At 41.3% G+C, this 25945-nt stretch carries 23 protein-coding genes, 1 tRNA gene and 1 pseudogene; 12 read left to right on the plus strand and 13 right to left on the minus strand.

Annotation, left to right across the window (positions count from 1 at the left end):
* From ACSLUH_RS13920 to ACSLUH_RS13930, 3 genes and pseudogenes are all read left to right on the plus strand, one after another.
* A partial coding sequence (locus tag ACSLUH_RS13920) for an IS3 family transposase (protein ID WP_448568195.1) occupies window positions 1-110 on the plus strand: 110 nt, incomplete at its 5' end.
* Window positions 111-123: 13 nt separating this feature from the next.
* Window positions 124-243, plus strand: a pseudogene (locus ACSLUH_RS13925) (integron integrase); the annotation flags it as partial.
* A 143-nt stretch (window positions 244-386) separates the two neighbouring features.
* On the plus strand, window positions 387-1034 hold the full coding sequence (locus tag ACSLUH_RS13930; RefSeq protein ID WP_448568020.1) for a hypothetical protein: 648 nt from the start codon (window positions 387-389) through the stop codon (window positions 1032-1034).
* Window positions 1035-1123: 89 nt separating this feature from the next.
* Here ACSLUH_RS13930 and ACSLUH_RS13935 read toward each other — a convergent pair.
* Window positions 1124-1210: transfer RNA gene (locus ACSLUH_RS13935), tRNA-Leu, on the minus strand.
* Window positions 1211-1353: 143 nt separating this feature from the next.
* The gene (locus tag ACSLUH_RS13940; protein WP_448568022.1) at window positions 1354-1974 is read right to left on the minus strand and encodes a TetR/AcrR family transcriptional regulator; all 621 of its coding nucleotides are present in this window, start codon (window positions 1972-1974) and stop codon (window positions 1354-1356) included.
* Between the two features lie 274 nt (window positions 1975-2248).
* Between ACSLUH_RS13940 and ACSLUH_RS13945 the strand changes: the two genes are divergently transcribed.
* From ACSLUH_RS13945 to ACSLUH_RS13955, 3 genes are all read left to right on the plus strand, one after another.
* Window positions 2249-3349 carry an efflux RND transporter periplasmic adaptor subunit gene (locus tag ACSLUH_RS13945; RefSeq protein ID WP_448568024.1) on the plus strand — a complete coding sequence of 367 codons (1101 nt, stop codon included), beginning with the start codon at window positions 2249-2251 and terminating at the stop codon, window positions 3347-3349.
* A gap of 9 nt (window positions 3350-3358) precedes the next feature.
* Window positions 3359-6421: an efflux RND transporter permease subunit gene (locus ACSLUH_RS13950; RefSeq protein ID WP_448568026.1), complete on the plus strand. Its 3063-nt coding sequence runs from the start codon at window positions 3359-3361 to the stop codon at window positions 6419-6421.
* A 105-nt stretch (window positions 6422-6526) separates the two neighbouring features.
* Window positions 6527-7027: an RDD family protein gene (locus tag ACSLUH_RS13955; protein ID WP_448568028.1), complete on the plus strand. Its 501-nt coding sequence runs from the start codon at window positions 6527-6529 to the stop codon at window positions 7025-7027.
* A 101-nt stretch (window positions 7028-7128) separates the two neighbouring features.
* Here ACSLUH_RS13955 and lptG read toward each other — a convergent pair whose 3' ends face one another.
* Together lptG and lptF are read right to left on the minus strand one after the other, a co-directional pair.
* Window positions 7129-8196: an LPS export ABC transporter permease LptG gene (gene lptG, locus ACSLUH_RS13960; protein WP_448568197.1), complete on the minus strand. Its 1068-nt coding sequence runs from the start codon at window positions 8194-8196 to the stop codon at window positions 7129-7131.
* Window positions 8193-9326, minus strand: a complete 1134-nt coding sequence (lptF, locus tag ACSLUH_RS13965) for an LPS export ABC transporter permease LptF (protein WP_448568030.1) — start codon at window positions 9324-9326, stop codon at window positions 8193-8195. The genes lptG and lptF overlap by 4 nt, the downstream gene beginning before the upstream one ends.
* Window positions 9327-9545: 219 nt before the next feature.
* Here lptF and pepA point away from each other — a divergent pair, with 219 nt between their 5' ends.
* From pepA to ACSLUH_RS13985, 4 genes are all read left to right on the plus strand, one after another.
* The gene (gene pepA, locus ACSLUH_RS13970) at window positions 9546-11054 is read left to right on the plus strand and encodes a leucyl aminopeptidase (protein WP_448568032.1); all 1509 of its coding nucleotides are present in this window, start codon (window positions 9546-9548) and stop codon (window positions 11052-11054) included.
* Between the two features lie 19 nt (window positions 11055-11073).
* Window positions 11074-11532, plus strand: a complete 459-nt coding sequence (locus ACSLUH_RS13975) for a DNA polymerase III subunit chi (protein WP_448568034.1) — start codon at window positions 11074-11076, stop codon at window positions 11530-11532.
* A gap of 30 nt (window positions 11533-11562) precedes the next feature.
* The gene (locus ACSLUH_RS13980; protein ID WP_448568036.1) at window positions 11563-14418 is read left to right on the plus strand and encodes a valine--tRNA ligase; all 2856 of its coding nucleotides are present in this window, start codon (window positions 11563-11565) and stop codon (window positions 14416-14418) included.
* Window positions 14419-14755: 337 nt separating this feature from the next.
* A complete protein-coding gene (locus ACSLUH_RS13985; protein WP_448568038.1) occupies window positions 14756-14965 on the plus strand; it encodes a cold-shock protein in 210 nt (69 codons plus the stop codon).
* A 76-nt stretch (window positions 14966-15041) separates the two neighbouring features.
* On the opposite strand, the gene ACSLUH_RS13990 is transcribed toward ACSLUH_RS13985, so the two are convergent.
* The 5 genes from ACSLUH_RS13990 to ACSLUH_RS14010 form a co-directional block, all read right to left on the minus strand.
* A complete protein-coding gene (locus tag ACSLUH_RS13990; RefSeq protein WP_448568040.1) occupies window positions 15042-16001 on the minus strand; it encodes a collagenase in 960 nt (319 codons plus the stop codon).
* Window positions 16002-16113: 112 nt separating this feature from the next.
* Window positions 16114-17457 (minus strand): S41 family peptidase, encoded by a 1344-nt coding sequence (locus tag ACSLUH_RS13995; protein WP_448568042.1) that lies wholly within the window; start codon window positions 17455-17457, stop codon window positions 16114-16116.
* Window positions 17444-17932, minus strand: coding sequence for a winged helix DNA-binding protein (locus ACSLUH_RS14000; protein WP_448568044.1), 489 nt, complete (start codon window positions 17930-17932; stop codon window positions 17444-17446). Before ACSLUH_RS14000 ends, ACSLUH_RS13995 begins: the two co-directional genes overlap by 14 nt.
* A gap of 151 nt (window positions 17933-18083) precedes the next feature.
* Window positions 18084-18881 carry an SDR family oxidoreductase gene (locus ACSLUH_RS14005; protein ID WP_448568046.1) on the minus strand — a complete coding sequence of 266 codons (798 nt, stop codon included), beginning with the start codon at window positions 18879-18881 and terminating at the stop codon, window positions 18084-18086.
* Window positions 18865-19329, minus strand: a complete 465-nt coding sequence (locus tag ACSLUH_RS14010) for a hypothetical protein (RefSeq protein ID WP_448568048.1) — start codon at window positions 19327-19329, stop codon at window positions 18865-18867. Before ACSLUH_RS14010 ends, ACSLUH_RS14005 begins: the two co-directional genes overlap by 17 nt.
* Before the next feature lie 186 nt (window positions 19330-19515).
* Between ACSLUH_RS14010 and ACSLUH_RS14015 the strand changes: the two genes are divergently transcribed.
* A complete protein-coding gene (locus ACSLUH_RS14015) occupies window positions 19516-20604 on the plus strand; it encodes an aldose epimerase family protein (protein WP_448568050.1) in 1089 nt (362 codons plus the stop codon).
* Between the two features lie 11 nt (window positions 20605-20615).
* On the opposite strand, the gene argR is transcribed toward ACSLUH_RS14015, so the two are convergent.
* Window positions 20616-21089: a transcriptional regulator ArgR gene (gene argR / locus ACSLUH_RS14020; RefSeq protein ID WP_448568052.1), complete on the minus strand. Its 474-nt coding sequence runs from the start codon at window positions 21087-21089 to the stop codon at window positions 20616-20618.
* Between the two features lie 195 nt (window positions 21090-21284).
* Here argR and ACSLUH_RS14025 point away from each other — a divergent pair, with 195 nt between their 5' ends.
* The gene (locus ACSLUH_RS14025; RefSeq protein ID WP_448568054.1) at window positions 21285-21425 is read left to right on the plus strand and encodes a helix-turn-helix domain-containing protein; all 141 of its coding nucleotides are present in this window, start codon (window positions 21285-21287) and stop codon (window positions 21423-21425) included.
* Window positions 21426-21450: 25 nt separating this feature from the next.
* Here the strand turns inward: ACSLUH_RS14025 and glsA are convergent, their stop codons facing one another.
* The 3 genes from glsA to ACSLUH_RS14040 all read right to left on the minus strand — a co-directional run bounded on the left by glsA (window position 21451) and on the right by ACSLUH_RS14040 (window position 25868).
* Window positions 21451-22380 carry a glutaminase A gene (gene glsA / locus ACSLUH_RS14030; protein ID WP_448568056.1) on the minus strand — a complete coding sequence of 310 codons (930 nt, stop codon included), beginning with the start codon at window positions 22378-22380 and terminating at the stop codon, window positions 21451-21453.
* 209 nt (window positions 22381-22589) lie between these two features.
* Window positions 22590-23630: an ACP S-malonyltransferase gene (locus ACSLUH_RS14035; RefSeq protein ID WP_448568058.1), complete on the minus strand. Its 1041-nt coding sequence runs from the start codon at window positions 23628-23630 to the stop codon at window positions 22590-22592.
* 3 nt (window positions 23631-23633) lie between these two features.
* Complete coding sequence (locus tag ACSLUH_RS14040) at window positions 23634-25868, minus strand: dehydrogenase E1 component subunit alpha/beta (protein ID WP_448568059.1); 2235 nt, start codon at window positions 25866-25868, stop codon at window positions 23634-23636.
* Between the last annotated feature and the right edge of the window lie 77 nt (window positions 25869-25945).

Here is a 25945-nt window from a genome sequence, read left to right on the forward strand (position 1 = left end):
ACGATGTAGCTGCGTATATGCGCTATTACAACTTAGAAAGGCTTCATACTGCTAACGGTGATCTGTCACCAGTAGAGTATGAGCTAAATTCCTTAAGAAAAGTGTCCTGATTTAGTTGCGCAGAACATTCGTACGGTGCAAGAACAATTAGGACATACTGATGTGCGCACCACACAAATTTATACCCATATTATTGAACATGGTGCAAATGGGGTACGCAGCCCTCTGTCGGATCTTAATTAAATCCCCTTCGTTATCAACTTCAAACGAACTGTAGAATATTCGCTTTGACATTGCTCGTACTACTAATAAAATACGCCGCTATTTATCGATACCAAAAGTACCTCTCATGAAGAGGGTTACTGATTTTTAAACGAAGGACTAGCATGAAATCTTATTACTACCCAATCATACTTATTAGCTTATTATATTCTCCTTTTTCTAAGGCGGAGAATATCTCAATAGAAACTGAAACAGACAAACAGTTATTAAAATGGAATTATATCGAAGCACAAGCATACAAAGCAGATATCTATAATACAAAATATAAAAACACGAGAGCTGAAATGCTTAAGGGGTCTTACCTTATTAATGAAAACGTCTATGTAAAGGCTTATTATCGTTCATTAACCCAGGATGATAGAGGCTATTACGGTAGCTCTAAATTGGATTTTGATACGACAAATGTTGACTTGGGTTATAAATTGGAATTAACACAATCGACGGAAATATATGCTGCGTTGGGTTATTCAAACAAAAAGTCTCAAGGTTACTACTTTGCTGATTTAAACGAAAATGGTTATGGCCTAATAACAGGAATTCGCTCGCTGGTTACCACAAACATTGAGCTAGGCAGTGAAGCGAGTTTTACTAAGTACTCTAGTGAAAAAGACACTGCAATTGAAGTTAGTGCTTTGTATCATTTTAGTAAATCGTTCAGCGTTGGCATAGGGTATGCCTTTACAAACCTCAAAGATGGTTATGACGAAAATATCAAACTAGGTTCACTATCAATTAGATACCATTATTTATAGCCCAAGCCACTTCAAAAAAATAAAAAACTGACACAAAAAAACCAGCTTAATAGCTGGTTTATGTTTTTCTGTGGTTAATACACAGAACATGGTACCGGAGGACGGACTTGAACCGTCACGCCCGCAAAGGCAACGGATTTTGAATCCGTCGTGTCTACCAATTCCACCACTCCGGCGACACAGTGACACCAAGCAAAGCTGCTTGAAGTGCTGGCATTATACGAAATTAAAGTGACTTAGCAACTTTTTTTAATCGCCAACGGCTCAATTGCTGAATATTTAAGCGTCAAAGCAACTTAGCGATAGATTATCTCATTTATTAAGGTGCATAGGCCCGCAAAAATAACTTAACCGCTCGAGCAACTTCGGTATTTATCTCTTCTTGGCTGATCTGAGTATTGGGCAATAAAAGTGATTTGAACTGCAAGCGCCCTTTGGCCATTTCAATCAATAATTGCGCAGCATATTCTTTATCATCTATCACTACCACGCCTTGTTGTTCAAGTTCAGCAAGGTAATTACCAATTAAGCCACGGCACTGCATTGGCCCTTGTTGGTAAATATATTCGCCAATTTCTGGCATTTTAACCACTAACTGACTCACCACGCGAAACAACGCCAACATTGTTTCAGAAAGCATCCCAGTAACGAATTTCACACACACGCTGGTTAATGCGTCTTGCGGTGGCAAATTTTTATCTAACGATTCCAATGCACTTCGCTGCAAGGCGACCTTTTCACGTAATACCGCGATTAATAACCCTTGCTTATTGCCAAATTCTTCATAAATAGAACGACGTGAACCACCTGATTCATTGATGATCATCTCTAATGAGGTGTTATCAAATCCATGCTGTAAAAATAGCTTTTGCGCAACCACAAGGATGCGCTGACCTCTATCCGATAAGGGTTTGGCTAATTTCTCAGAAATTTTTGGCATAGAAAAACGGTAATTAACATTTTATGGTTGACTTTGGTACTACATAGTACCAAACTATCCGGTACTGAGTAGTACCAATTTGCAATTTATTATATTTTGCCTTTACTAAAGCATACATTAACCGCGTTATTGCTCGCTTTTATTGCGCTTTTTGTCAATAAATAACGCCAAAAGAATGTTTGATAAGCTTTTAAACACAATGCACCTTTAGGTGGCCAAGTATTTACGTTTTGAGTACTTGCCCGGTAAATTTTACTTTTTAAAAGGAACACTAATGCGCTTTTTAATTTTGATAACACTCATGACTGTGCTATCGGCATGTAATCAGCCAACAGAAAATAAAGAAAAGGCGATTCGCCCGATTGCTTGGATGGAAGTCAGTGAGAGTAATTTCGAACAGTTGCGCACCCTATCTGGCATCGTCGCACCTGTAGAAACCGCCACGTTAAGCTTTGAAGTACCGGGTAAAGTTGCCGAGGTCTATGTGCGCTTGGGCGAGTCGGTTAGTGCTGGCCAGCCCATTGCTAAACTGAATCAACGCAGTTTTGATTTGAGCGTTCAAGCAGCTCAAGCGCAATTAGATAAAGCCAATGCGGCAATGTCAGAAGCAAAAAGTAGCTTTGAACGATACGGTAAACTGATTAATCAAGGTCTGGTATCGCAATCAGGCTTTGACAATGCAAAGGCGGCCTTTGAGTCAAGTAGTAGCGCGGTAGATGTCGCCCAAGCTCAGCTCGATATTGCCAAGAAAAACCTACAAGACAGTACCTTAAAGGCCCCTTACGACGGCATTATTACAAAACGTTTAATTGAACCATCACAGCAAATTGGCGCTGGTCAACCCAGCTTTGAAATTGAAGGGCAACATGGTTTAGAGATCGAAGTTATGGTGCCTGAAACGTTAATTCAGGAACTGAAAAAGGACAGCGAATTAATGGTTCGTTTTCCTGTTTTACCTAACCTAACCGTGAAAGGCCAAATCAATGAAATTGGCACCAGAGCTGAGTCTGCAAATGCGTTCCCTGTTACCGTTATTTTAATGGAAGAAAACGAAAGTTTGCGCGCCGGCATGACCGCCGAAGTTGACTTTACCTTCGCTGGGCGCGGTTTAAATGGTTACCAAGGCACCACGTATAGCATTCCATTGAGTGCGCTTAGCGCGGGGTTAGAACAAAAAACCTATGTATTTGTCTTTGACAAAGCATCAGGTACGGTTAAAAAACAACAGATCAAAACCGAAAACATTTTGAATAATCAAGTATTTGTCTCTGAAGGATTATCAACTGGCGACATTATTGCCATCGCGGGGGTAGCGTTTTTACGTGATGGCCAACAAGTGACTTTACTTGATGACAGCACCCAGCGATTTAACTAAGAGGTTACCATGAATTTAACCGAGATAGCCTTTAAGTATCGCAAAAGTGTGCTATTGATCGTTGCTTTGTTATTGATTAATGGCGTATTTGCTTACTTTACTTTACCAGCGCAAGAAGACCCAACCATCACCATCAGAGAGGCGATTGTTTCAACCGCTTTTCCTGGGATGTCTCCAGAGCGTGTTGAGCAGCTCATTACCAAAAAGCTCGAAGAAGAAATTCGTAAAATTCCCGAAGTAAAAGAGATCAAATCGGCCTCGGCAACTGGTTTATCAACCATTCACGTTAAGGTTTATGACAAATACTTTAACCTCGACAATATTTGGCAAGATTTACGAAATAAAGTGAATGCTGCGCACGGCAAAATGCCACAAGGCACAGCGCCACCTTTTGTCAATGATGAGTTTGGCGATGTTTCAGTGATCACCTTGGCACTAACTGCTGATGGCTTTGATATGGGCCAGATGTATGACGTAGCTCAACATATTCGTGATACCTTATACGCTGTTGAAGGTACCAAGAAAATAGAGATCATGGGTAACCATGCTGAGCGTATCTATGTCGAAGTGTCGAACAGCAAACTATCGCAACTGGGTATTTCCCCAAATCAACTCATTAGTGAATTACAAAAGCAAAATGTCATTCGCTCTGGCGGACAAATCGATACTGGCGCGAAAAAGTTTATTGTTGAGCCTTCAGGTAACTATGTTCATGTTGATGATATTGCCAACACTCAAATTAATATTCCACAAAGTGAAAATTTCATCACCCTAACGGACATTGCGACAATTAAGCGTGACTTTATCGATCCCCCCGATAAATTGGCGTATTTTAATGGCAAACCCGCGATATTTTTTGCAACCTCAATGTTGCCTGACAGCAATATCTTAGAATATGCGCCGCGGTTTATGAAAACCCTCGATGAGGTTATTCAAACCTTACCTATCGGCTATCAACTTGACGTTGCAACATACCAAGCAGAGCAAGTGGAGAAAACCGTTCGAGGTGTATCAATCAATGTCTTGCAAACCTTAGCAATTGTTTTGGTTGTCGTGGTGATATTTTTAGGTATGCGCACCGGCTTAATTGTTGGCGCCATTGTGCCTTTTGTGATGCTGGCCACCTTATCTATCATGCAATTTGCCGACATGAAACTTGAGCGGATGAGTTTAGCGACGTTAATTATTTCATTGGGGCTTTTAGTGGATAATGGCATTGTCATTGCCGAAGATTTCAAACGTCGCCTTGAAGAAGGGGCAAAGCGTTATCAGGCAATGGTCCAAGGCTCTAAAGAATTAGCGATCCCATTACTAAGTTCATCTGCGACAACCATCTTATTCTTTTTACCATTGATGCTCGCTGAACACGTTGCTGGTGAATACACTCGCTCGATCTCTTTAGTCATTCTTATCACTCTGCTAACCAGTTGGATCTTGGCTTTATGTGTGACCCCCATCTTGTGTTACTTCTTTATTTCTCATGACGATGTTGTTCATCACGACGAGGTATCAAATAACGCCTCTGTCGTGAACACTCTCTATCTACGCTATGAGCAATTTCTGCACTGGGTACTCGAGTATAAAGCACTATTTATGGCGGCCATGGTGATGCTATTTATTGGTGCGGTGCTAAGCATGTCAACGGTGGCTAAACAGTTTTTCCCTGATTCTGATCGCACCCAAATATTAGTTAATATTGACTTACCTAACGGTACCTCTTCTAAAGAAACGAACCGTCAAATGAAGGAAATATTCAACTGGTTCAATAATGCAGACAATCTCGAGTTTATTGAAAGTTATTCTGGTTATGTTGGCTTTAGTGGCCCGCGTTTTGTGTTATCGCTCAACCCAGAAGATCCTGCCGAAAACAAAGGCTTTATTGTCTTAAACGTTGCCGAAACCACTGACGTTACCAAAAAAGTCGCAGAGCTTGATACTCGTTTAGAAGCAACTTTTCCCAATATTTCGGCACGAGTAAAGAAAATGTTCTTAGGTCCTTCAGACTCGAGCACCATCAAAATTCAGGTTAAAGGCCCAGATAGCGATGTTTTGTATCGTAAAGCGCAACAAATCATGGAGGTGTTAGAGCAAACCCCTAATACCATTGATGTTAGAAATGATTGGGAAAACTTAATCGCAAAAATCGATGTGCAAATTGATCAGCATCGCGCTAAACGTGCAGGATTAACATCAGCAGACATAGCACAAGCTTTGGAAGCTTATTTTTCGGGTAAACAAGTGACTGAGTTTCGTGAAGACGATGAAATTATTCCAGTTGTGTTTCGTGCCCATGAAGGTGAGCGCCACAATTTAGATCGGTTACGAACACTCAATATTTATTCACCTAAAACGCTAAAACCTGTGCCATTGTTTCAGGTAGCAACCTTTGGCCCAGCGCATCAATACTCGGTCATTCGTCACGAAGATATGTTTAGAACCATTAGCATTGAAGCACGCAATACGCAAATGGCCGCTGAAGACTTAAAACTTATTATTGATGACAAAATTAGTGCCTTAAGCGCTGACTTACCGGTAAATCATCACATTGAATATGACGGGGTGATCAAAGAGTCAAAAGCAGCACAAGCCGCGCTTAGTGCTAATATGCCGATAGTGATTGGTTTAATTATTATTTTAATGGTGATGCAGTTTAACTCTTACCGTAAAATGTTAGTGATCAGTTTAACCATGCCATTGTCATTTATAGGTGCGGTTATTGGCTTAATGCTGATGAACGCTCCTTTTGGCTTTATGGTAACGCTAGGGTTATACAGCTTGGCCGGTATTATTATCAATAATGCCATTGTGCTAATCGACCGTATTCAAATCGAGATGAATGAAGGTAAAGAAGCCTACCAAGCGGTGGTTGACGCCTGTATTACGCGCTTACGCCCAATTACCATGACCACAATCACCACCATAATGGGCTTACTGCCGTTAATTATTGGTAAAGACCCAATGTTTTACGGTATGGCTAACGCGATAGCTTTTGGCCTAGGAATAGGTACTTTATTAACCTTAGGTGTGGTACCTGTGCTCTATTGCGCCTTTTACGGTATTAAGCGCGCCTAACCATTTCTACCGTAATGGCAATCGATAATGCGATTGTCGTTGCGGTAGCTTATATTCCAGAGCTAGCTTTGCTAAACTACGACAAATTTTTTTTGTGTAACTGTTATGACAAGCTTTGATTACACCAGCTTTCCCCGTGCTGGTTTTTTTCGCCGTTTTGCTTCTTATATCTATGATTTATTGGTAGCAATTGCCGTATATATGGTTGCTGGTGCCGTTGGCTTTTTAATTTTTGCAGTGCTTGCATACTATGGTCTAGTGGATATGAATGGACACCAACACCTCATTGAAGCGCAGCAATCATCACTAGTATACAGTGGCTTAATTTATAGCTGGAGTCTTGCCTGGGTCGCTTACTTTTTTATTTACTTTTGGTGTAAAAGCGGTCAAACCCTAGGAATGAAAGCGTGGAAGCTTCGCGTACAAAACCTTGACGGAACATTGATATCAAAGAAAACCGCGCTGCTACGTTTATTGCCAACACTATTAGGGTTAGGCAATTTATGGGTGCTAGTTAACCTTAAGAATAAACAAAGCTTACAAGACCAAGTCACCAATACCGAGGTGGTAGTGCTATCGCTTGAAGCGAATCGTGGTAGGTTATAACAATGTTGTTGAGCTAACCGTCTAAATTTTTCTATGCTAAAGATTTAGGTACTGTTGATTTTCTGCAATGGCTATTGTTGATAATAGCCATTGTCCTTAGATTAGCTCACTTTCCGTTTCATTAAATACCAGGCGATAGTGACAAACAGCATACTGGGTAGAAGTGCACCAAATATCGGCGGCAACTGATACAGTAAACTGAATGAGCCAAATACCTCGTTGGTTAGGAAAAACACGATCCCCATACCAACCCCCATCATGATACGCGCGCCCATAGAGACTGAGCGCAACGGGCCAAATATAAAAGACAAGGCCAGCAACAGCATCACCGCGACACTGATCGGTTGCATTACCTTACGCCAAAACGCTAATTGATAACGGCTGGTATCTTGCTGGTTTTCATTAAGGTATTCGAGGTAATCAACTAATCCTCTGATCGATAATGATTCAGGTTTAACGGTAACCACGCCGAGCTTATCTGGGGTTAACGTTGACACCCAAGCTTTGCTATTAAGCTCAATGGTTTTGACTTTATCATCGATAAACGTTTCACTCACTTGTTGCAATTGCCACGCATCGGTTTGATAAACTGCACTCGCTGCTGATAGCCAGCTTTTTAACTGCAACTGCTCATCAAAGCCATAAATTTCAATACCTTTTAACGTACCTTTATCTTCAACTTCTTCAATGTGGACAAAAAAATCACCATCTTTTGCCCAAACACCATTTTTCGCCGAGATTAAACTACCACTTGAAAGCGCTTGTGCTTTAATTTCACGTGAGGCAGCTTCTCCCACCGGCGCTAGCCATTCGCCCACCATCATGCTAATCACAACCAACACGGCGGCGACCTTCATCACCGATTTCGTGATATCTAGACGAGATAAACCAGCCGCCTGCATAACCACTAATTCGCTATTGCTGGCCAGCATCCCCATACCGATCAAACCACCGATCAACGCTGACCACGGAAAGAACACTTCAACATCTCTCGGTACGGCGTACAAAACAAACAGTGCTGCATGAGATAAGTCGTAGTTACCACTGCCAACTGCCTTCATTTGCTCAACAAATTTAATGATGCCGCTCAAACTAACAAAAACAGCTAACGTAATACTGGTGGTTGAAGCAATAATTTTACCGATATACACGTCTAAAATTTTCATTATGCTTCCTTCGCCGTTTTAAAGAACTTAGGTAACTTGGCTCGTAATCGCATACCTGACTTTCTATCTTGTAAAATTAACGTAACCCCGAGAACGAAAACAACAAAATGAATCGGCCATAAGCCAACGGTACCCGGTATAACACCCCGCTCAATACTCGAGCGTAAACTGGTTAATAGTAAAAAATACCCCAAAAATAGCAGCAACGCTGGCAGCATTTTGGCAAACTTACCTTGCCGTGGATTCACTTCACTTAGTGGCACTGCCACCAACGCTAAGATTAAACAAGCAACCGGAAAGGCAATGCGCCAGTGAATTTCAGACAAGTAATCAGACTTATCACTACCTAATAACTCTTCCGTTGGTACTGCATTGAGTTTACGACGCTTTTGTTCAACTTTCTTATCTTGAATTTGAATATAATACTTACCAAACGATACTTGCCTAAACTCGTTGTTTTCCGCATCACTTTGATAACGAACACCATCACTCAGAATCAAGCGTTGTAAGCCGCTTTCCTCTTCTAATATCTGCCCATGCTTTGCATAAACAATGCTGGAGTTAATAATTTCTTTTTTGCGATCTTTACCATCGGGAAGTTGGGCAACAAAGACTTTTTCGAGACGATTATCACTGCGGTCTTTATCGTGAATAAATACCACCGCTTTTTTATTACCCGTTTGCTGAAAACGTCCAGCGATAAGAGAACTTAAGCCTGAGTCTGCTGACAGCTCTTCTTTTAATTGATATTCATATTCTGCTGCCATCGGCGATAAATAGAGGGTAAATAAACCGGTAAAAATGGCAGTAACGACCCCAAGGACCATCATAATGCGAGTGGTATACCATTCACTCACACCACAGGCATGAAATACGGTCATTTCATTATCGGCATAAATTCGGCCGTAGGCGAGCAAAATACCTAAAAAGAAACTTAACGGTAAAATCATTCCAGCCAGAGAAGGAATATTCAGACCAATGAACAGCATCACCATCTGTCCAGGGATCCCCCCTTCGGCAGCATCATCTAATACACGAACGAATTTTGAACTGATAAAGATAGTCATCAAGACCAGAAAAACGGCGATCTGGGTTTTTAAGACTTCTTTAAACAAATAACGGGAAATAATCACTAAGCAATCCTATAAAAACTTAGTTTTTTTCTGACATTTTGACATTTTTTAAGTAAACTTGTCATTTTCATAAGTAAAATAATTTGTGAGCCTTTAGCCAAATTTGCTGAGTGCGGCTACAATTATAGCCTTGGTTGAAAAAAAATATACAGTAAACTGTGACTAAATTTGTGGTTTTAAACAATAATAAGCTTCATTAACACAATACTAGGAGAGTCCATGGAGTTCAGTGTAAAAAGCGGTAGCCCAGAAAAACAACGTAGCGCTTGCATTGTCGTCGGCGTATTTGAACCTCGTCGTCTTTCGGCTATAGCTGAGCAGCTTGATGAAATCAGCGAAGGATATATTAGTAATTTATTACGTCGTGGGGATTTAGAGGGCAAACCCGGCCAAATGTTACTACTCCATCACGTGCCGAATATTTTAAGCGAACGTGTCTTATTGGTGGGTTGTGGTAAAGAACGCGAGCTCGATGAACGTCAATATCGTCAAATCATCAGCAAAACCATTAATACCTTAAATGAAACAGGCTCAATGGAAGCCGTATGTTTCTTATCTGAGTTACACGTTAAAGGCCGCGATACCTATTGGAAAGTGCGTCAAGCCGTGGAAGCAACTCAAGATTGTTTATACAGCTTTAACAGTTTAAAGACCCGTAAAGAAGAGCCACGTCGTCCGCTCCGTAAAATTGTGTTTAACGTTCCAACTCGTCGCGAGTTACCCATTGGCGAGCGTGCGATCACTCATGGTTTAGCAGTATCAGAAGGCATAAGCACGTGTAAGAACGTAGCAAACATGCCACCCAATATATGTAATCCTGCCTATTTAGCAGAGCAAGCCAAAACGCTTGCCGAAGAATACGAAAAAATCACCACTGAAATCGTTGATGAGAAAGCCATGGAAGCGCTCGGTATGGGCTCTTACCTTGCTGTGGGTCGTGGTTCAACGAATGAGTCGATGATGAGTATCATTCACTACAAAGGTGGTGAAGCCGATGCCAAACCTATTGTCTTAGTGGGTAAAGGGTTAACCTTTGACTCTGGCGGTATTTCAATTAAGCCATCTGAAGCAATGGATGAAATGAAATACGATATGGGTGGCGCTGCTGGTGTTTTAGGTACCATGCATGCACTGGCCGAATTAAATATTCCAATTAATGTGATTGGTGTTTTAGCCGGTTGTGAAAATATGCCAGGTGGTAATGCTTATCGTCCAGGCGATATTTTAACAACAATGTCAGGCCAAACCGTAGAAGTGTTAAACACCGACGCTGAAGGCCGTTTGGTGTTATGTGATGCGTTAACCTATGTCGAGCGCTTCGAACCAGATGCAGTGGTTGATGTTGCGACATTAACCGGGGCTTGTGTCATTGCCTTAGGTAAACATGCAACTGGACTGTTAAGTACCCACAACCCGTTGGCACATGAACTCATCAATGCGTCGGATCAAAGTGGCGATCGTGCGTGGCGCTTACCTTTATGGGAAGAGTATCACGAGCAATTAGAAAGCCCATTCGCTGATTTCAGTAACTTAGGTGGCCGCGGTGCTGGTACAATTACCGCCGCATGTTTCTTGTCGAAATTTACCAAGAAATACCACTGGGCTCATTTAGATATTGCCGGTACTGCATGGCGAAGCGGTGGTAAGGACAAAGGTTCAACTGGCCGCCCAGTAAGTATGTTAACGCAATTTTTATTGAACCGCTCTGGTGCCGAACAAGGCGAATAAACGCGTTTAGGTTAGTGTGATGAATACTCAAGTGATGTTTTACATACTCAATCAGGCAACGGATCATCAAGATCCGTTAGCACTGGCCAAATTGCATGTATGTTTTCAAGCGGCCTTTTATTATCGGCAGAATCAAAGAGTCTATATCTACACAGAAAACCAAGAACAAGCTCATCAAATAGATGAGCTTTTATGGTCTTTTGAGCCCGAGAGTTTCGTGCCACACAATCTCGTCGGCGAAGGGCCAAAACAAGGAGCAGCCGTAGAAATTGGTTGGCAAGCTCCAAGGGGCAGACGTCCCGTATTAATAAATTTAACGAGCACTGTGCCAAACTTTGCTCATCAATTTTCGCAAATCATTGACTTTGTTCCACAAGATGAACAGTTAAAGCAGCTCGCTCGAGAGCGTTTTAAAGGTTATCGTCAATTAGGTTTTAACGTCGACAATCAAACGATAAATGCCGAACAAAAGCAATGAGCAACAAATCAAAAGTAAGTAGTTAGTGCAATGGAAAAAACATTTAATCCTTCAGAAATTGAACAAGCGCTTTATCAAGAATGGGAAGCAAATGGTTATTTTGCCCCAACCGGTAAAGGTGATGGTTACTGTATTGCCATCCCACCTCCAAATGTTACTGGTAGCTTGCACATGGGGCATGCGTTCCAACAAACGATTATGGATACATTAATCCGCTACCAACGCATGCAAGGCAAAAATACTTTATGGCAGTCAGGTACTGACCATGCAGGTATTGCGACACAAATGGTAGTAGAGCGCAAAATTGCTGCTGAAGAAGACAAAACACGCCATGATTACGGTCGCGAAGCATTTATCGATAAAATCTGGCAATGGAAGGAAGAGTCGGGCGGTACCATTGGTAAGCAAATGCGTCGACTTGGCAATTCAATTGATTGGTCTCGTGAACGCTTTACCATGGACGACGGCATGTCAGAAGCGGTTCAAGAAGTCTTTGTTCGCCTGTTTGAGGATGATCTTATCTACCGTGGTAAGCGTTTGGTGAACTGGGATCCAAAATTCCATACGGCTATCTCTGATCTGGAAGTAGAGAACAAGGATAAAAAAGGCCACATGTGGCACTTGCGTTACCCACTTGCCAATGGTGCAAAAACGGCTGAAGGTAAAGACTATTTAGTGGTTGCGACAACACGTCCAGAAACCATGCTTGGTGATACTGGTGTTGCGGTAAACCCTGAAGACCCACGCTATAAAGACTTAATTGGCCAGCAAGTATTGCTGCCGTTAGCAAACCGCTTGATCCCTATCGTTGGTGACGAGCATGCCGATATGGAAAAAGGCACGGGTTGTGTAAAAATCACCCCAGCTCATGATTTCAACGATAACGAAGTAGGTAAACGTCATCAGTTACCATTGATTAATATCTTTGATAAGAACGCTGCGGTATTAGTGAAAGCAGAAGTCTACACCACCAACGGTGAGCCAAGTGATGTTTACAGTGATGAACTGCCGAGTGACCTAGCAGGCCTTGACCGCTTTGATGCTCGTAAAGTCATCGTAGATCAGTTTGATAAGCTTGGCTTACTCGTTGAAGTGAAAGATCATGACTTAGTAGCGCCCTACGGCGACCGCTCAGGCGTTATCATCGAGCCACTACTGACTGACCAATGGTACGTGCGCGCTGCACCATTAGCAGAGCCTGCTGTCAAAGCAGTAGAAAATGGTGATATTGAGTTTGTGCCAAAGCAATATGAAAACATGTACTTTGCTTGGATGCGCGATATTCAAGATTGGTGTATCTCACGTCAGCTTTGGTGGGGACACCGCATTCCAGCGTGGTATGACCAAAACAATAACGTTTATGTGGGTCGTTCAGAGCAAGAGGTTCGTGAAAAACATCAGTTAGATAGCAGCGTTGTTTTAACTCAAGATGAAGACGTATTAGATACCTGGTTCTCTTCTGCACTATGGACTTTTTCTACGTTAGGCTGGCCAAATACATTAGAAGATCTGAAAAAGTTCCACTCTACTGACGTACTGGTCACAGGTTTTGACATTATCTTCTTTTGGGTTGCCCGAATGATCATGATGACCATGCATTTCATCAAAGATGAGAATGGTCAGCCGCAAGTACCGTTTAAGAAAGTTTATGTAACGGGCTTAATTCGCGATGAAAATGGCGACAAAATGAGTAAGTCAAAAGGTAATGTTGTTGATCCTCTTGATATGATCGATGGTATTTCGCTTGAAGATTTACTCGAGAAACGCACAGGTAATATGATGCAACCGCAACTAGCGGCGAAGATCACTAAACTTACCAAAAAAGAATATCCTGAAGGTATTGAAGCTCACGGTACAGATGCATTGCGTTTTACCCTAACCTCAGTAGCTTCTACTGGTCGTGATATCAACTGGGATATGAAACGTCTTGATGGCTATCGCAACTTCTGTAATAAACTATGGAACGCTAGTCGCTACGTGTTAATGAATACGGAAGAGCAAGATTGCGGCAAAAATGGCGGCGAAATGGAATTATCCTTAGCTGATCGTTGGATTTTAGGTCAACTTCAGAAAACCATTAAAACGGTGCATGAATCATTTGCTTCATTCCGTTTTGATTTGGCATCACAGGCCTTGTATGAGTTCACTTGGAATCAGTTCTGTGACTGGTACCTTGAGCTAACTAAACCTGTGCTATTTAAAGGCAGTGAAGCACAACAACGTGGCACTCGTCATACCTTAGTGAACGTATTAGAAACCCTATTACGTTTAATGCACCCGATTATGCCATTTATCACCGAAACTATTTGGCAACGTGTCGTACCGTTAACTAACTTTGAGAAAAGTGCTGATAGTATTATGGTGCAGACATTCCCGCACTATGATGCCAGCCAAGTTAACCAGCAAGCAATTGATGACTTAGAATGGTTGAAACACTTTATTATTGCGGTACGTAATATTCGTGGTGAAATGGACATTGCACCAAGTAAACCTTTGCCGGTACTGCTTAAAAACGTCAATGAAAACGATCAACGTCGTTTATCTGAAAACACGCAATTTTTAAGTGCACTAGCAAAGCTAGAGTCAATTGATGTATTAAGCGAAGGAGAAGAAGGACCTGCTTCAGCCACTGCAGTTGTTGGCGATATGACCCTACTTATTCCTATGGCAGGATTAATCGACAAAGATGCAGAGTTAGCACGTTTATCAAAAGCAATCGATAAACTTGAAAAAGATGTTCAGCGTACCGCTGGAAAACTTAGTAACGAAAACTTTGTTAGCAAAGCGCCAGAAGCGGTTATTAACAAAGAAAAAGAAAAGTTAGCAGAAGCTGAATCGGCACTCGCAAAACTGGTTGACCAGAAAGCTCAGATCGCAGCGCTATAACTGGCTTAGCACTAAATTGTTGATAAGAAAGCCAACTCATCGTTGGCTTTTTTTATATTTTCTTCAAATAAAAGTAACAATAACAGACTAAAGTTTTTCATGCTTATTGCAAAATCTTGTGCTAGGCTATATTCGCGTTGAGTTAGTGCGTTTCAGGAGAAGGAAAAGTCAACAAGCGAGTTAGTAAATACTAGCTAACATGTGTGACGAGCCTAGACGCTGTCGTAATGTGTGATTGGATACCTTTCTCTGTCTGTACTTTAAGGTAGAGAGCATTTACTCCGTGAACTGGCTAATGGTAGCCATTGTATTTAATTTAACTACGGGAAATGTAGGTATGTCAGAAACAGTAACAGGTAAAGTAAAATTTTTTAATGAATCAAAAGGCTTTGGCTTTATTGAACAAGAAAATGGCCCAGATGTCTTTGTTCATTTTAGCGCAATCACAGGTGATGGCTTTCGCACATTAACTGACGGCCAAGCAGTATCTTTCAACGTTAAGCAAGGTCAAAAAGGCCCTGAAGCTGAAAATGTAACTGCGCTATAAGAAAGTAGCTAACCCAATATTATGAAGGCGAAACATTGTGTTTCGCCTTTTTATTTATCAGAGTATGAAGTAAAAATTACACTGATAAAGTATCTAACCAAGTGAAAAATTCTTGATCAAATTGAGTTCCCCACCCTTTCACTAAGGTTTGGTAACCTTTCCAGTCACCTGCTCGCACGAGTTTTAGCATATCCTCAACGTCATCACGATGATTTTCCATCATAAAACGTACCGCTAAATAGCCCCAACGATAAACACGATCGCCACCGGTATTTTCATTGCTGCTGGTATTAAACAGTTCACTAAGTTTGAACGTTTTCTCTGAAGCAAGTTTTATCGCCGCTTCATTATTTTTGCCGTGTGCGATATATTCGGCGACCCCTTCTGCCCACCAAACAATATGAGGGTATGGCAAGTGAGGAGATGGACAATATTCAGGCCCAGCATGATCATCATGCAAACCACTACAATAATCACCGTACTTGTTAAAACGCCCATCTAAATAATGCACATACTCATGGCGCAAATTCCAAATTTTTTCGCCTCGCTGATAGGCGACAAATTCCGCCTGATTTCCCGGTTTATCTGGGTAGCCCTCTAAGTACATGCCACCGTTATTCGTTGGCATATCGAAATGTGCGGTCGCGTACTTAACAAATTCATCACGACTTTTATAAACATTGGCGCGCATCGCGGTATTGTTATCATCAGCAACGGGTTTGCCTCGTGTGCCAAAGACCTCATGGAAATTATTCTCTATTCCCACTAAAGTTTTGCAGGCATCTTCGGTTTGTTCTTTAGTCAGCGCTTGAGAGCGTAAGATAATGGTATCGTTACAGTTGTGTACTTGCGAAAGTACATCATTGACCGGTGCTAATGGTTCTGGGTTACTATTGGCGACATCCTTGGCACTCACTTCTTCCTTTGCAATTGGTTGCTCCAACATATTTTCATTGTCATTACAGCCAGCAAGTAGAACGCTAGTGAGACATAAACTTAGTAAGGAGACTTTTGCTTTAGGAATACTTGTTATCATCTGAGGCCCTCATATTACGGTTTAAATAAAATATATTATACAAGGTATACAATATATCCATTTACCTATCAATGTAAACGCCTATTTGCCTTAGCTTTCTTTATAAATTGAATTAATGTTCAATTTCTTCTAATGATTCAGCTAGCAACACCTGCTTTTTTTGCCATGGTTTAAAGATATGCAACTGATAGCTATCACCATTAACAACAAACTTAAACTGACGCTGAATTGACCTGTCATCAAAAAAGTAGCCGTCTACTAAAGTAATAAGCTTAACCCAAGGCAGTGATCGAAAAGACATCCATAACTGCCCATCAAGAGTCTTAAATCTGTATTCACCAAATTTTTGCTCTGCGGATATGAGTGGTAATTTAGGAGGAGATTTTGGTTTATTAACTTGAGCGAGAGCAATGCGACGGACCCATTGATAATATTGTAACTCATCATCAGCCTTTGCCTGATTTTCAAGAAAAGTTAAAGCATCGAGATAGGCTGTAACCAAGGCTTGTTCTGCACTAACTGATATATCTGGAGTAATACCTTCACCTTCTTGATACATCTCGCCTGTTTTTGCATTGGTCATTTCGATTCTAGGCAATCGCAGATAAAAGTTATTATCTAACACCACAGGATCAAATGCTTTGCCACCTCCATAAGTTCGTTCACCAACAACTTTTGCACGATTAAATGCTTTTAAATGATAGGTAAGGTGCTCAGCCAAACTAAAAGTCGTACCGCTGGTTAAGATATAAATCGGCTTATCGACAAACCGTGCTCCGTTAACCGAACTATCAGTGAATAATTGTGTAGATTTAGCTTTCCATCGCTCTATCTTGGTAGCAAAATGAATTGGCTCAGGACCTAAAAAGTACCCAAGAACCAAAGGAAGTATACGACTGTTACCACCGCCATTTCTTCGCAGATCTAAGATGATAACTTTTGCACTTTTAAGAAAATTCATTGCATTGGCATAGATAGGGGCACTTTCATCAACAAAACCATCAAAATAGGTTAGCTCCATATAGCCAATATTACCTTCCAATACGCTGAGTTGCTGAATCCCAAAATTGGCCAGTTGAGATTCGGTCAGTTTGGCAGCATAATTTTCTTGGTTTTTGGCAAACGCAGTGCTGTTTGACTTGGCCTGCTCCCTCAATCGATAACGTTCAACATCCTTTGGTGAGTAAACAATACCAATATGATTATCTTTTGATATTTTTCTAAGTGCCGTAGAAATGCTTTCGGCAAACTCTTGTTTGTCTTTAACTTCGTTAAATTGTCGCTGAAAATCAGACTTTCTAATTTCTCTTGCTACACGTTCACCAGTTTTTTCTTGATAAAACTGTTGTTCAATAATATCAGCAGCACTGTTTAAGGTATCAGCGTAAATATGTTTACTCGCATTAGCATGAATGCTTAACAACATGGAAAGTACCAACCACTTATGAATTTTCATTGCGCGACTCCTCCGAATAAATTCGCTGCTGAAGTGTTTTCTTAACAAAACTTTGATTAACCTGCTTTAAAAGCTTCATTAAATCTCGACCAAATTCGATATTAAGCTCTGCAAACACTTGGTCTGCTTGGTCGAGGTAGGCCGACACGAGTTGTGCTTGTGCTTCACCAAGTTCCGTTAAGGAGTAGTTAGTTTTCCGTTTATCACTGACATCTTTCTCAGCATAAAGAAGTTGTAATTTCATTAAACTTTTTATCCGCTGCGCTGCTAGTTGATGCGATATATTGAGTCCACGGGCGATATCCAGTAGTGAGGCAACTTTAAGCTGTTGAATTAGTACTAAAGTTGAGGTTGTGATCACAGGGATGACAATCCCCATTTCTTCGTAGACTGGCTTTGCTTGTTTTTCCATTAACGAAGCAAAATCAAATGCCTCTTTAGGCAAAAAACCCAATCGATTCAAGTTAGCAGACACAATGACCAGCCTTTATAATTACGCAACATATTGCGCAATATATTGCATAAATTAATAAAAGTAAAGAAACGCGTAATAAGTTAGTCGATACATTTAGTTTATGTTATGAACTTAAGTCTGCAAAAATACGCCAAATAGTGACAACTGTCCCCTATTCGCGAAAGTTCTTTTTTGCACTTAATCGACGAAATAAACTGGGAAAGAAACGGTAGATGGTAGGCGCCCAATAACTGATCCCTTTGCCTAAAATGACTTGTGCTTTTTCTTGTTCTATCGCTTTAACGATACCTGTGGCACACGCCGCTACCGATATTCCATTGGCAATAGAGTTTGCCATGGCATTGAATTGGCTACCATCACCTTTAAAGGCATTGACAGAAATTTGAGTTTTGACAAATCCAGGACAAATATTAAGCACTTGAATACCATTATCGCTTTCTTCAGCTCTAAGGCAATCCATATAGCCAATAATGGCATGTTTTGATGCGGCATATCCCGCCATACTTTTACCACCAACGAGTCCGGCGACACTAGCAACCGTTGCAATCATGCCACCACCTTGAGCAAGCATTTTTGGCAAAACCAATTGTGTCATTGCCACAGCACCAAAATAGTTCACTTCCATGACCTTGCGTTGTACATCCAAGATTGTCTCTTTGGCAAAACCGCGCTGCCCAATTCCGGCATTATTCACCAAAATATCAATACGTGGTATCTCGTCAAATTGAGCACCTATTTGTTCTTTAATGGTATCTGGCATAGATAAGTCGATAGGAATAACCTGGTGAGCATCAGCATTAGGTAATTGTTGTTTTAACGCTTCAAGTTTATCTTGGTTGCGTGCTGACAATATCAAGATGGCGCCTTTATGTGCACAAGCTTGCGCTAATGCTTCTCCAATACCCGAAGAAGCACCGGTGATCCAAATAATTTTACTTTTGAGGTTCATTATCAATATTACCTTTGTTCGCTTTGCTTAGTTTCTGGTGGATTTGCTTTAGTTGTTGTTGCATCGCCTGTAATGATTTAGCGCTCTGGTTATCTTTTGCAATGTGCTCTCGAATAACATCTTCTATCTTATCAACAACTTCATCAAGCGTTTGCGAGTCCGCCGTTTTAACCAGATGTTGCGTCAAATCAGCTCCAGCTGTTTCAACTGTATTTTTTTTACTGCGATAACTAAATAGATTCAACCATTGATCACTCAGGTGTCCTACGGCCATTAATCTTTTTAAATAACTATGTTCTTCGTTGTTATTTTTAAGTAAATCAATGATGCCACAGCCTATGGCTACAGGGCTCAATAAAATATCGCGAAATGCATCAAGCATTAGCTTAAACTGAAATATACCGAGATTTTTAAGGGTTAATAGACGATGCGATTCTTGCTCAGACATTATAATACTCCACTCGGATCCTAGGGTCTTTGACCTTTGTTATCTCTCTCATTCTAAACACTTTATTGCAATGTACCTAGGTTAATCTTGCTAGGCAGACGTTATTACCTAGGGTATAGTGACGAGTAACCACATAGCCGCTATTAACTTAAGATAGCAACTGCCTTTACATTTTCGAGCGACAATATGAGTGATAGTAATACCACGGGAATTAACAGAATACTAAAAAAGCCCTTTGGCAAATTATCGAGTGGAGAACCCGTTGCTCTCTATCAACTAACTAACCTTCATGGCAACCAAATTTCAATCACTAATTTTGGAGCAATCATTACTCAAATCTTATTTCCGGATGCAAGTGGTAGCAAAAAAGATATCGTTTTAGGTTATGACAATATTGCAGGTTATGAGGACGACAATTGCTATTTCGGTGCCATCATTGGTCGTTATGCCGGGCGTCTACGAGGTGGGAAAATCACCATAGACAACCAAGAATATCAGTTACCGTTAAATACTCCTGACAGCCAACTACATGGCGGGCCGAAAGGACTTAATAAACAACTTTGGCAAGCCAGCACTTCCAGCGATGATCGAAGCGCGACCCTAACACTAACTTACCTAAGTAAAGATGGTGATCAGGGTTTTCCTGGCAACGTTGAGTTTGTTGTCACTTATACCTTCAATGATGACAATGAACTTATTCTTGATTACTTTGCCGCAACAGACAAACCCACTATCGTTAACCTAACTCAACATAGTTATTTTAATTTGGCTGGCCATCAATCCGATGACATTAAGCGACACAAGCTATCCCTCAATGCCGATGCTTTTTTACCAATGGATGATAATATTTATCCCAATGGCGACATCACACCGGTGAATGGTTTACCGCAAGATTTTCGCTCAAAAAAGTATATCGGTGATCATCTCTACAGCAATGATAAGCAGGTGAAGCTTGCCCACGGTTTTGATAACTATTGGCTGCTCAATGATAATGCAAGAAAACACATGAGTTTTGCTGCACAAGTTTTTGATAAAGACTCGAAAATACGATTAACCTTATATACAGATCAGCCCGCTATGGTGTTATACACCGGTAATTACCTAGATGGCAGTCGTATTGGAAAGTCAGGGCAATGCTATCAACAACATGCTGGCTTTTGTTTAGAGCCTGTTAGAGCGGTTAGTAAAGATTATATTAATGATTTGACGCCGGTGATGCTTTACCCCGAGCAGCCGTTTTCGAGCCGCTCTCGGTATATTTTTGATTGGGCTTAAAAAATATCGCGTTAACTCAAGCCTAATTTTTTACGGATCCCTTGAGTGATCTCTTCTATTTTATTGGCATCTGAGGGCGCAATGAATATGGTGTCATCCCCTGCTAATGTTCCTAAAATTCCGACAGATTCACCTAAGCTATCAAGCATACGTGAGATTAGCGGCGCACCGCCGATGCCAGTTTTGACAACAATTTGCATATTGTTGTGCTTAACACTCATCACCACTGATTCAATCGCTTGCTTAGATTTAGGGATAGCCAACTCATCTGGTAAAATATAGACGACTTCACTATTGGTGTTACGCATTTTCACCGCACCAAGCTTGGACAGTAAACGCGATATCTTGGCTTGCGACATGTTAGTAAAGCCCTGCTCAGCCAATGCTTGTGCTAGCTGCCCTTGCGATCCATAACATTGATCTTTAAGTAAGGTTTTAAAAGCAGCAATTAATTCTGCTTCATTCTTTTTTCTAGGTGAGACCATTTTCAACCATTAAACTGAAGGTAATTCACTAATTTTAGCGAGTTCACTGGAAATATCCTAGGAATTTATTTTTCGACCTAAACCTTTGTTATAAAAGTGTTAATATCAATAAAAAAAGCCATTCATTCGCCAAGATGAAGGCCTAAAGAAAATATCGACAACGGTAGATTCAATCTACGTTGCCTTTAGTTAAAATTGTCCAACGAGGTTGGTATTACTATGGCAAATTTGTCAAAGCTCAAATGTGGTAAAGTAAGAGCAATACGCTTTACCACTTTGATTGATATTTGTACGGCGTTAGATTGTCAGCCAGGTGATCTATTAGCAATAGCATAATAACCTTAGGCGATTGCATTCCGCGTTAGTATATTGAAAGGCCTAGCTCTTCAGCTAATGCTGCAATAATGTTCATACCAACCACGGAATTGCCAAAGCTGTTTAACGGTGGGCTCCAAGCACATATCACCCCGTAGTTAGGAACCACTGCAAGGATGCCACCACCAACACCACTTTTCGCCGGCAACCCTACCGAAAAAGCAAATTCTCCAGATTGGTCGTACATGCCACTGGTTGACAAAATCGCATTAACCCGATGCGCATCTTTCTTCGAGCAAATAACATTACCCGAAAGTGGGTCTACCCCCTTATTAGCCAAAAAGAGCGCGCTCCGCGCCAGTTGGTCGCAACTCATTGCCAGCGAGCACTGAGCGAAATAGTGATTTAGGACGTCTGAAACTTCTGACTCTATATTATTAAAGCCCTTCATCAAATAGGCCAATGCAGCATTGCGATTACCGCTAGTCAGTTCACTCTGATAAACCTGATGATCAATATGAATATGCTCATCATTCGCTAATTGACGCATAAAGCTGACAAATGCCAACTGACTGGTTGAGTAATGGCTTGCTAAAACATCAGCTACGACAATAGCGCCGGCATTAATGACAGGATTACGAGGAATACCTTTTTCCCATTCAAGCTGAATAATAGAGTTAAACGGTTGGCCCGATGGTTCCATATGAACACGCTGCCAGAGGTCATCACCAAGGCGATTCATCGCCATCACTAAACCAAAGATTTTAGAAATGCTTTGAATGGAAAATGGGTAATCATGCTGGCCAGCGCTGATCTGTTTGCCATCTATTGTAGCAACTGATACCGCCATCAATGAGGGATCAACATTTGCAAGCATAGGAATGTAATCGGCAACCTTTCCCTGCGACCATTTTGATTGTTGACTGACAAGCATAGCCGTTAACTTGGCTTGTAAGTTATCGATATCTTTTATCATCGCCGAACCTGATCCCTAATCTAATCAACTAAAGCGGCATTCTACTGTTAGACCGAGATAAAAATAAAGCACGTTCGCAATTAACTTTAGTTATCGATAGTAAATTTCGTATTCCCCAATGTTTCAATTGTTTAGGGCGAATAGTTAAAGCAACCTTGCGCGTCAAGAGCGAGCTTTTAACGCGCATTTAGCTTATCGACTAAAGACAGTTATACCACTAACTTTCGTTGCTCAGCTAAGCCCATGGCAAGCACAAATGGCGCTTGTTTTTGCTGTTGAATAAAGCTTGCTTTACTATCAATGCCAAGCCAACGATGTTTAATCAGGTTTTGCGCCACAGAGCCGCCTAACGTAGAACCTGGCCCTAAAATAATCAATTTGTCCGGTGCAAATTCTTTTAGCGCAACTTCGACAGCTTTGGCAAAATCATAAGGCTGTGTCACTTGATAGCCAAGGGTATAACTGTAAAGCTGAGCTAAATCAGTAGAATATGGTTGCCAAATTTTCCCTAAACCATCAATAAGTGGGATTTCAGGCGTATCGAATAAACTGATTGGCAACTCATTTTGAGCTTTTACGGCAATATCGTTCATTAACGGCGTGTGAAAAGCACCGTGATTAAACAGGTTCATTGGGTAGCGGTCTTGGACCACTGGCAATGCCTGTTCTAAGGCCTTTAAACCAGAGTTGTTGCCACCAAATACTAAATAACCACCAAGGTTTATCGATAAATAGACTTCATTGCCCGCGCCTTGATTAACTTCTGATAAGGTTTGCATGACCCGTTCAAAAGCGAGTTTATCCTCGTGCCAGTCTTCATCAACCACGGGATAAATTAATTGGCCGCCAATAACACCTGCACTCATCATTGAACCCATGGTGTTAATTAAGGTAATTGCCTCAAGCGGTTTTAGTACCCCAGCAAGTGCCAGTGCAATATACCACCCCATCGAGTTACCCGTCACGCCAACAATGTCGTATTTATCACGATCAATCGAATGGAAATCCCCCAACGCACAACCATAAATAAGCGCTGAAGCATTCTCCCCTGCAGTATGCTGACGCATTTGATAGTTTGCCTGCCCATCAAGTGCTTTGATTGCTGGTTGCCCTTGTTGCTCTCGATAATCATCAATGAGGTTGATCATTGCCAATTTATCTTGATGGTATCTTGCGAGGTAACCCAGTTCTTCTTTATTATAAGTGCCGCGACCTGGACAAATAACAACGGCTGTTTGCTTTTTACTCATAAGTTATCCTTTACCACCCGTCTTTTTCGCTTGCATCACGAGTGCTTTATCAACAATGTCTTGGCATGACGGTAAGACTTGATAAGCAGCGCTACCCAGCGGAATAAAACTATCATGAGCACAAATACGCTCTATTGATTTATGTTGTTGATTAGATTCAACTAACAAAGTCACTAACGCTTCACTGATCGAGCCTGTTTTACGACATTCATCAACGATGAGTACTTGGTCACACTCAGCCACTTGCGCCAAAATACCTTGCTCATCCAATGGCGCTAGCCAACGCAGATCCACCACGCGACAATGAATATTTTGCTCGGCAAGTATTTTCTCTGCTTGACGCGATAAGTAGTAACCATTTCCATAGGTTAAAATACAAATGTCTTTTCCTTCTCCATAAGTCGACACTTTTAAACTGATCTCTTGCTGAGCTTCACTCGCTTGTTCAGGCGCTGGGTATTCAAAGGTCCATAAACCATCACCTTCCTGATGAAGATCTTTAGTCATATATAGGGCTATCGGTTCTAAAAACACCACGACGCGTTGCTGCTCATGGGCTAAACGAACCGATGTCCGCATAAGTTCAACTGCATCTTGACCATTAGAAGGACAGGCTAGAATCACCCCTGGAATATCGCGAAATACAGCAAATGAATTATCGTTATGAAAGTGACCGCCAAAGCCTTTTTGATAAGCAAGTCCAGCGATACGTATGACCATTGGATTGCTGTATTGTTGATTAGAGAAAAACGACAAGGTTGCCGCTTCACCGCGAATTTGATCTTCGGCGTTATGGACATAGGCAAGAAATTGGATTTCAGGGATCGGTAAAAAGCCATTATGCGCTAAACCAATCGCTCCACCTAAAATCGATTGCTCATCTAACAAGGTATTTAATACGCGATTATTACCAAAGCGCTCATGTAATTTAGCCGTGACATTATAGACACCACCTTTACGACCAATGTCTTCTCCCAACATGATGATGTCATCATGTTGGGCCATCAAGTCCATCAACGTCCAATTGAGTAGTTTGGCCAAGTGTTGCTTTTTATTTAAATTATGCTTTTCATGTGCAAAATATGGCTGACGTTGTTCTTCGGTTAAACTGGCAACTGGTCGTTTGTTGCTTTTTGCTGGTATCAAGCTTGCCATGACCTCTTCAGGGCTAGACAATCTTGGGCGGTTGATTACCTGTTCGGCGACTTTTTCGACTTTTTTAGCTGCACTTTCGTATATTTCAACGATTTTAGCCGCATCTAAAATGTTATTTTCTATTAATAATGCTGCACTATGTAGCAGCGGATCTTGTGCTTCCGTGGCTTCAATACTCGCTTGTTTACGATAAACAAATTCTGCATCTGAACCAGCATGACCAAGTAAACGCACCAATTTGATATGCAAAAATACCGGACAGCGACGCTTACGCGCTATTTCTGCCGCTTTCATGCTCGCGTGATAGGTATCAAGTAAGTTTAAGCCATCACAACTGATATACACTAAGCCCGCTCGGTTCTTATAGTTAGCTTCTACCCACCCTGTTGGTGTCGACGTTGAAATTCCTATGCCATTGTCTTCACAAACAAACACTATCGGCATCGGTATCGACTGATAACTCGCCCAAGCGGCACTGTTAATTGCTCCTTGAGAGGTGGAATGGTTTTGTGAGGCATCACCAAAGCTGCATAGCACAATACTGTCATGCGGTAATTCCAAATCCATATGAAGGCGTTTGGCAAGATCAATTCCAAATGCCGTGCCCATTGCTTTCGGTAAATGAGAACCAATAGTACTGGTTTGCGGCGGGATAAATAATGCCTTACTGCCAAGCACTTTATGTCGTCCCCCAGATATCGGATCTTCTTTACTGGCTGCAAATGACAATAACATGTCATAAATGGGGGTTTGGCCCGGTAATTTTTTACTGCGCTGTATAACAAAGGCACCGCTGCGATAATGCAAAAAGGCCATGTCATCAACATTGAATGCTTTGGCACAGGCCGCGTTACCTTCATGACCAGAGCTACCAATGGTATAAAAACTTTGTCCTTGTTTCTGCATTACACGAGAGTGTAAATCTAAGTGTCGACTCAACACTTGCGTTTCAAACATATCGACCAGTTCTTCATCACTTAAGCCAACAGATTGAGGAGACAACGTTTGGCTAACTTGCGGTAAATCATTGGTGAGGACTTTGCGAACAAATGCTTCTTTAACGAGCTGATTGCGATCTGACATTAGCACTCCCTAGTGGCAATCTTGGCAATTTTTGTGTTAGTGGTTTGCTAGCTTGGTATGGCATCGCAACCAACCTT

This window comes from Thalassotalea ganghwensis, assembly GCF_053485795.1.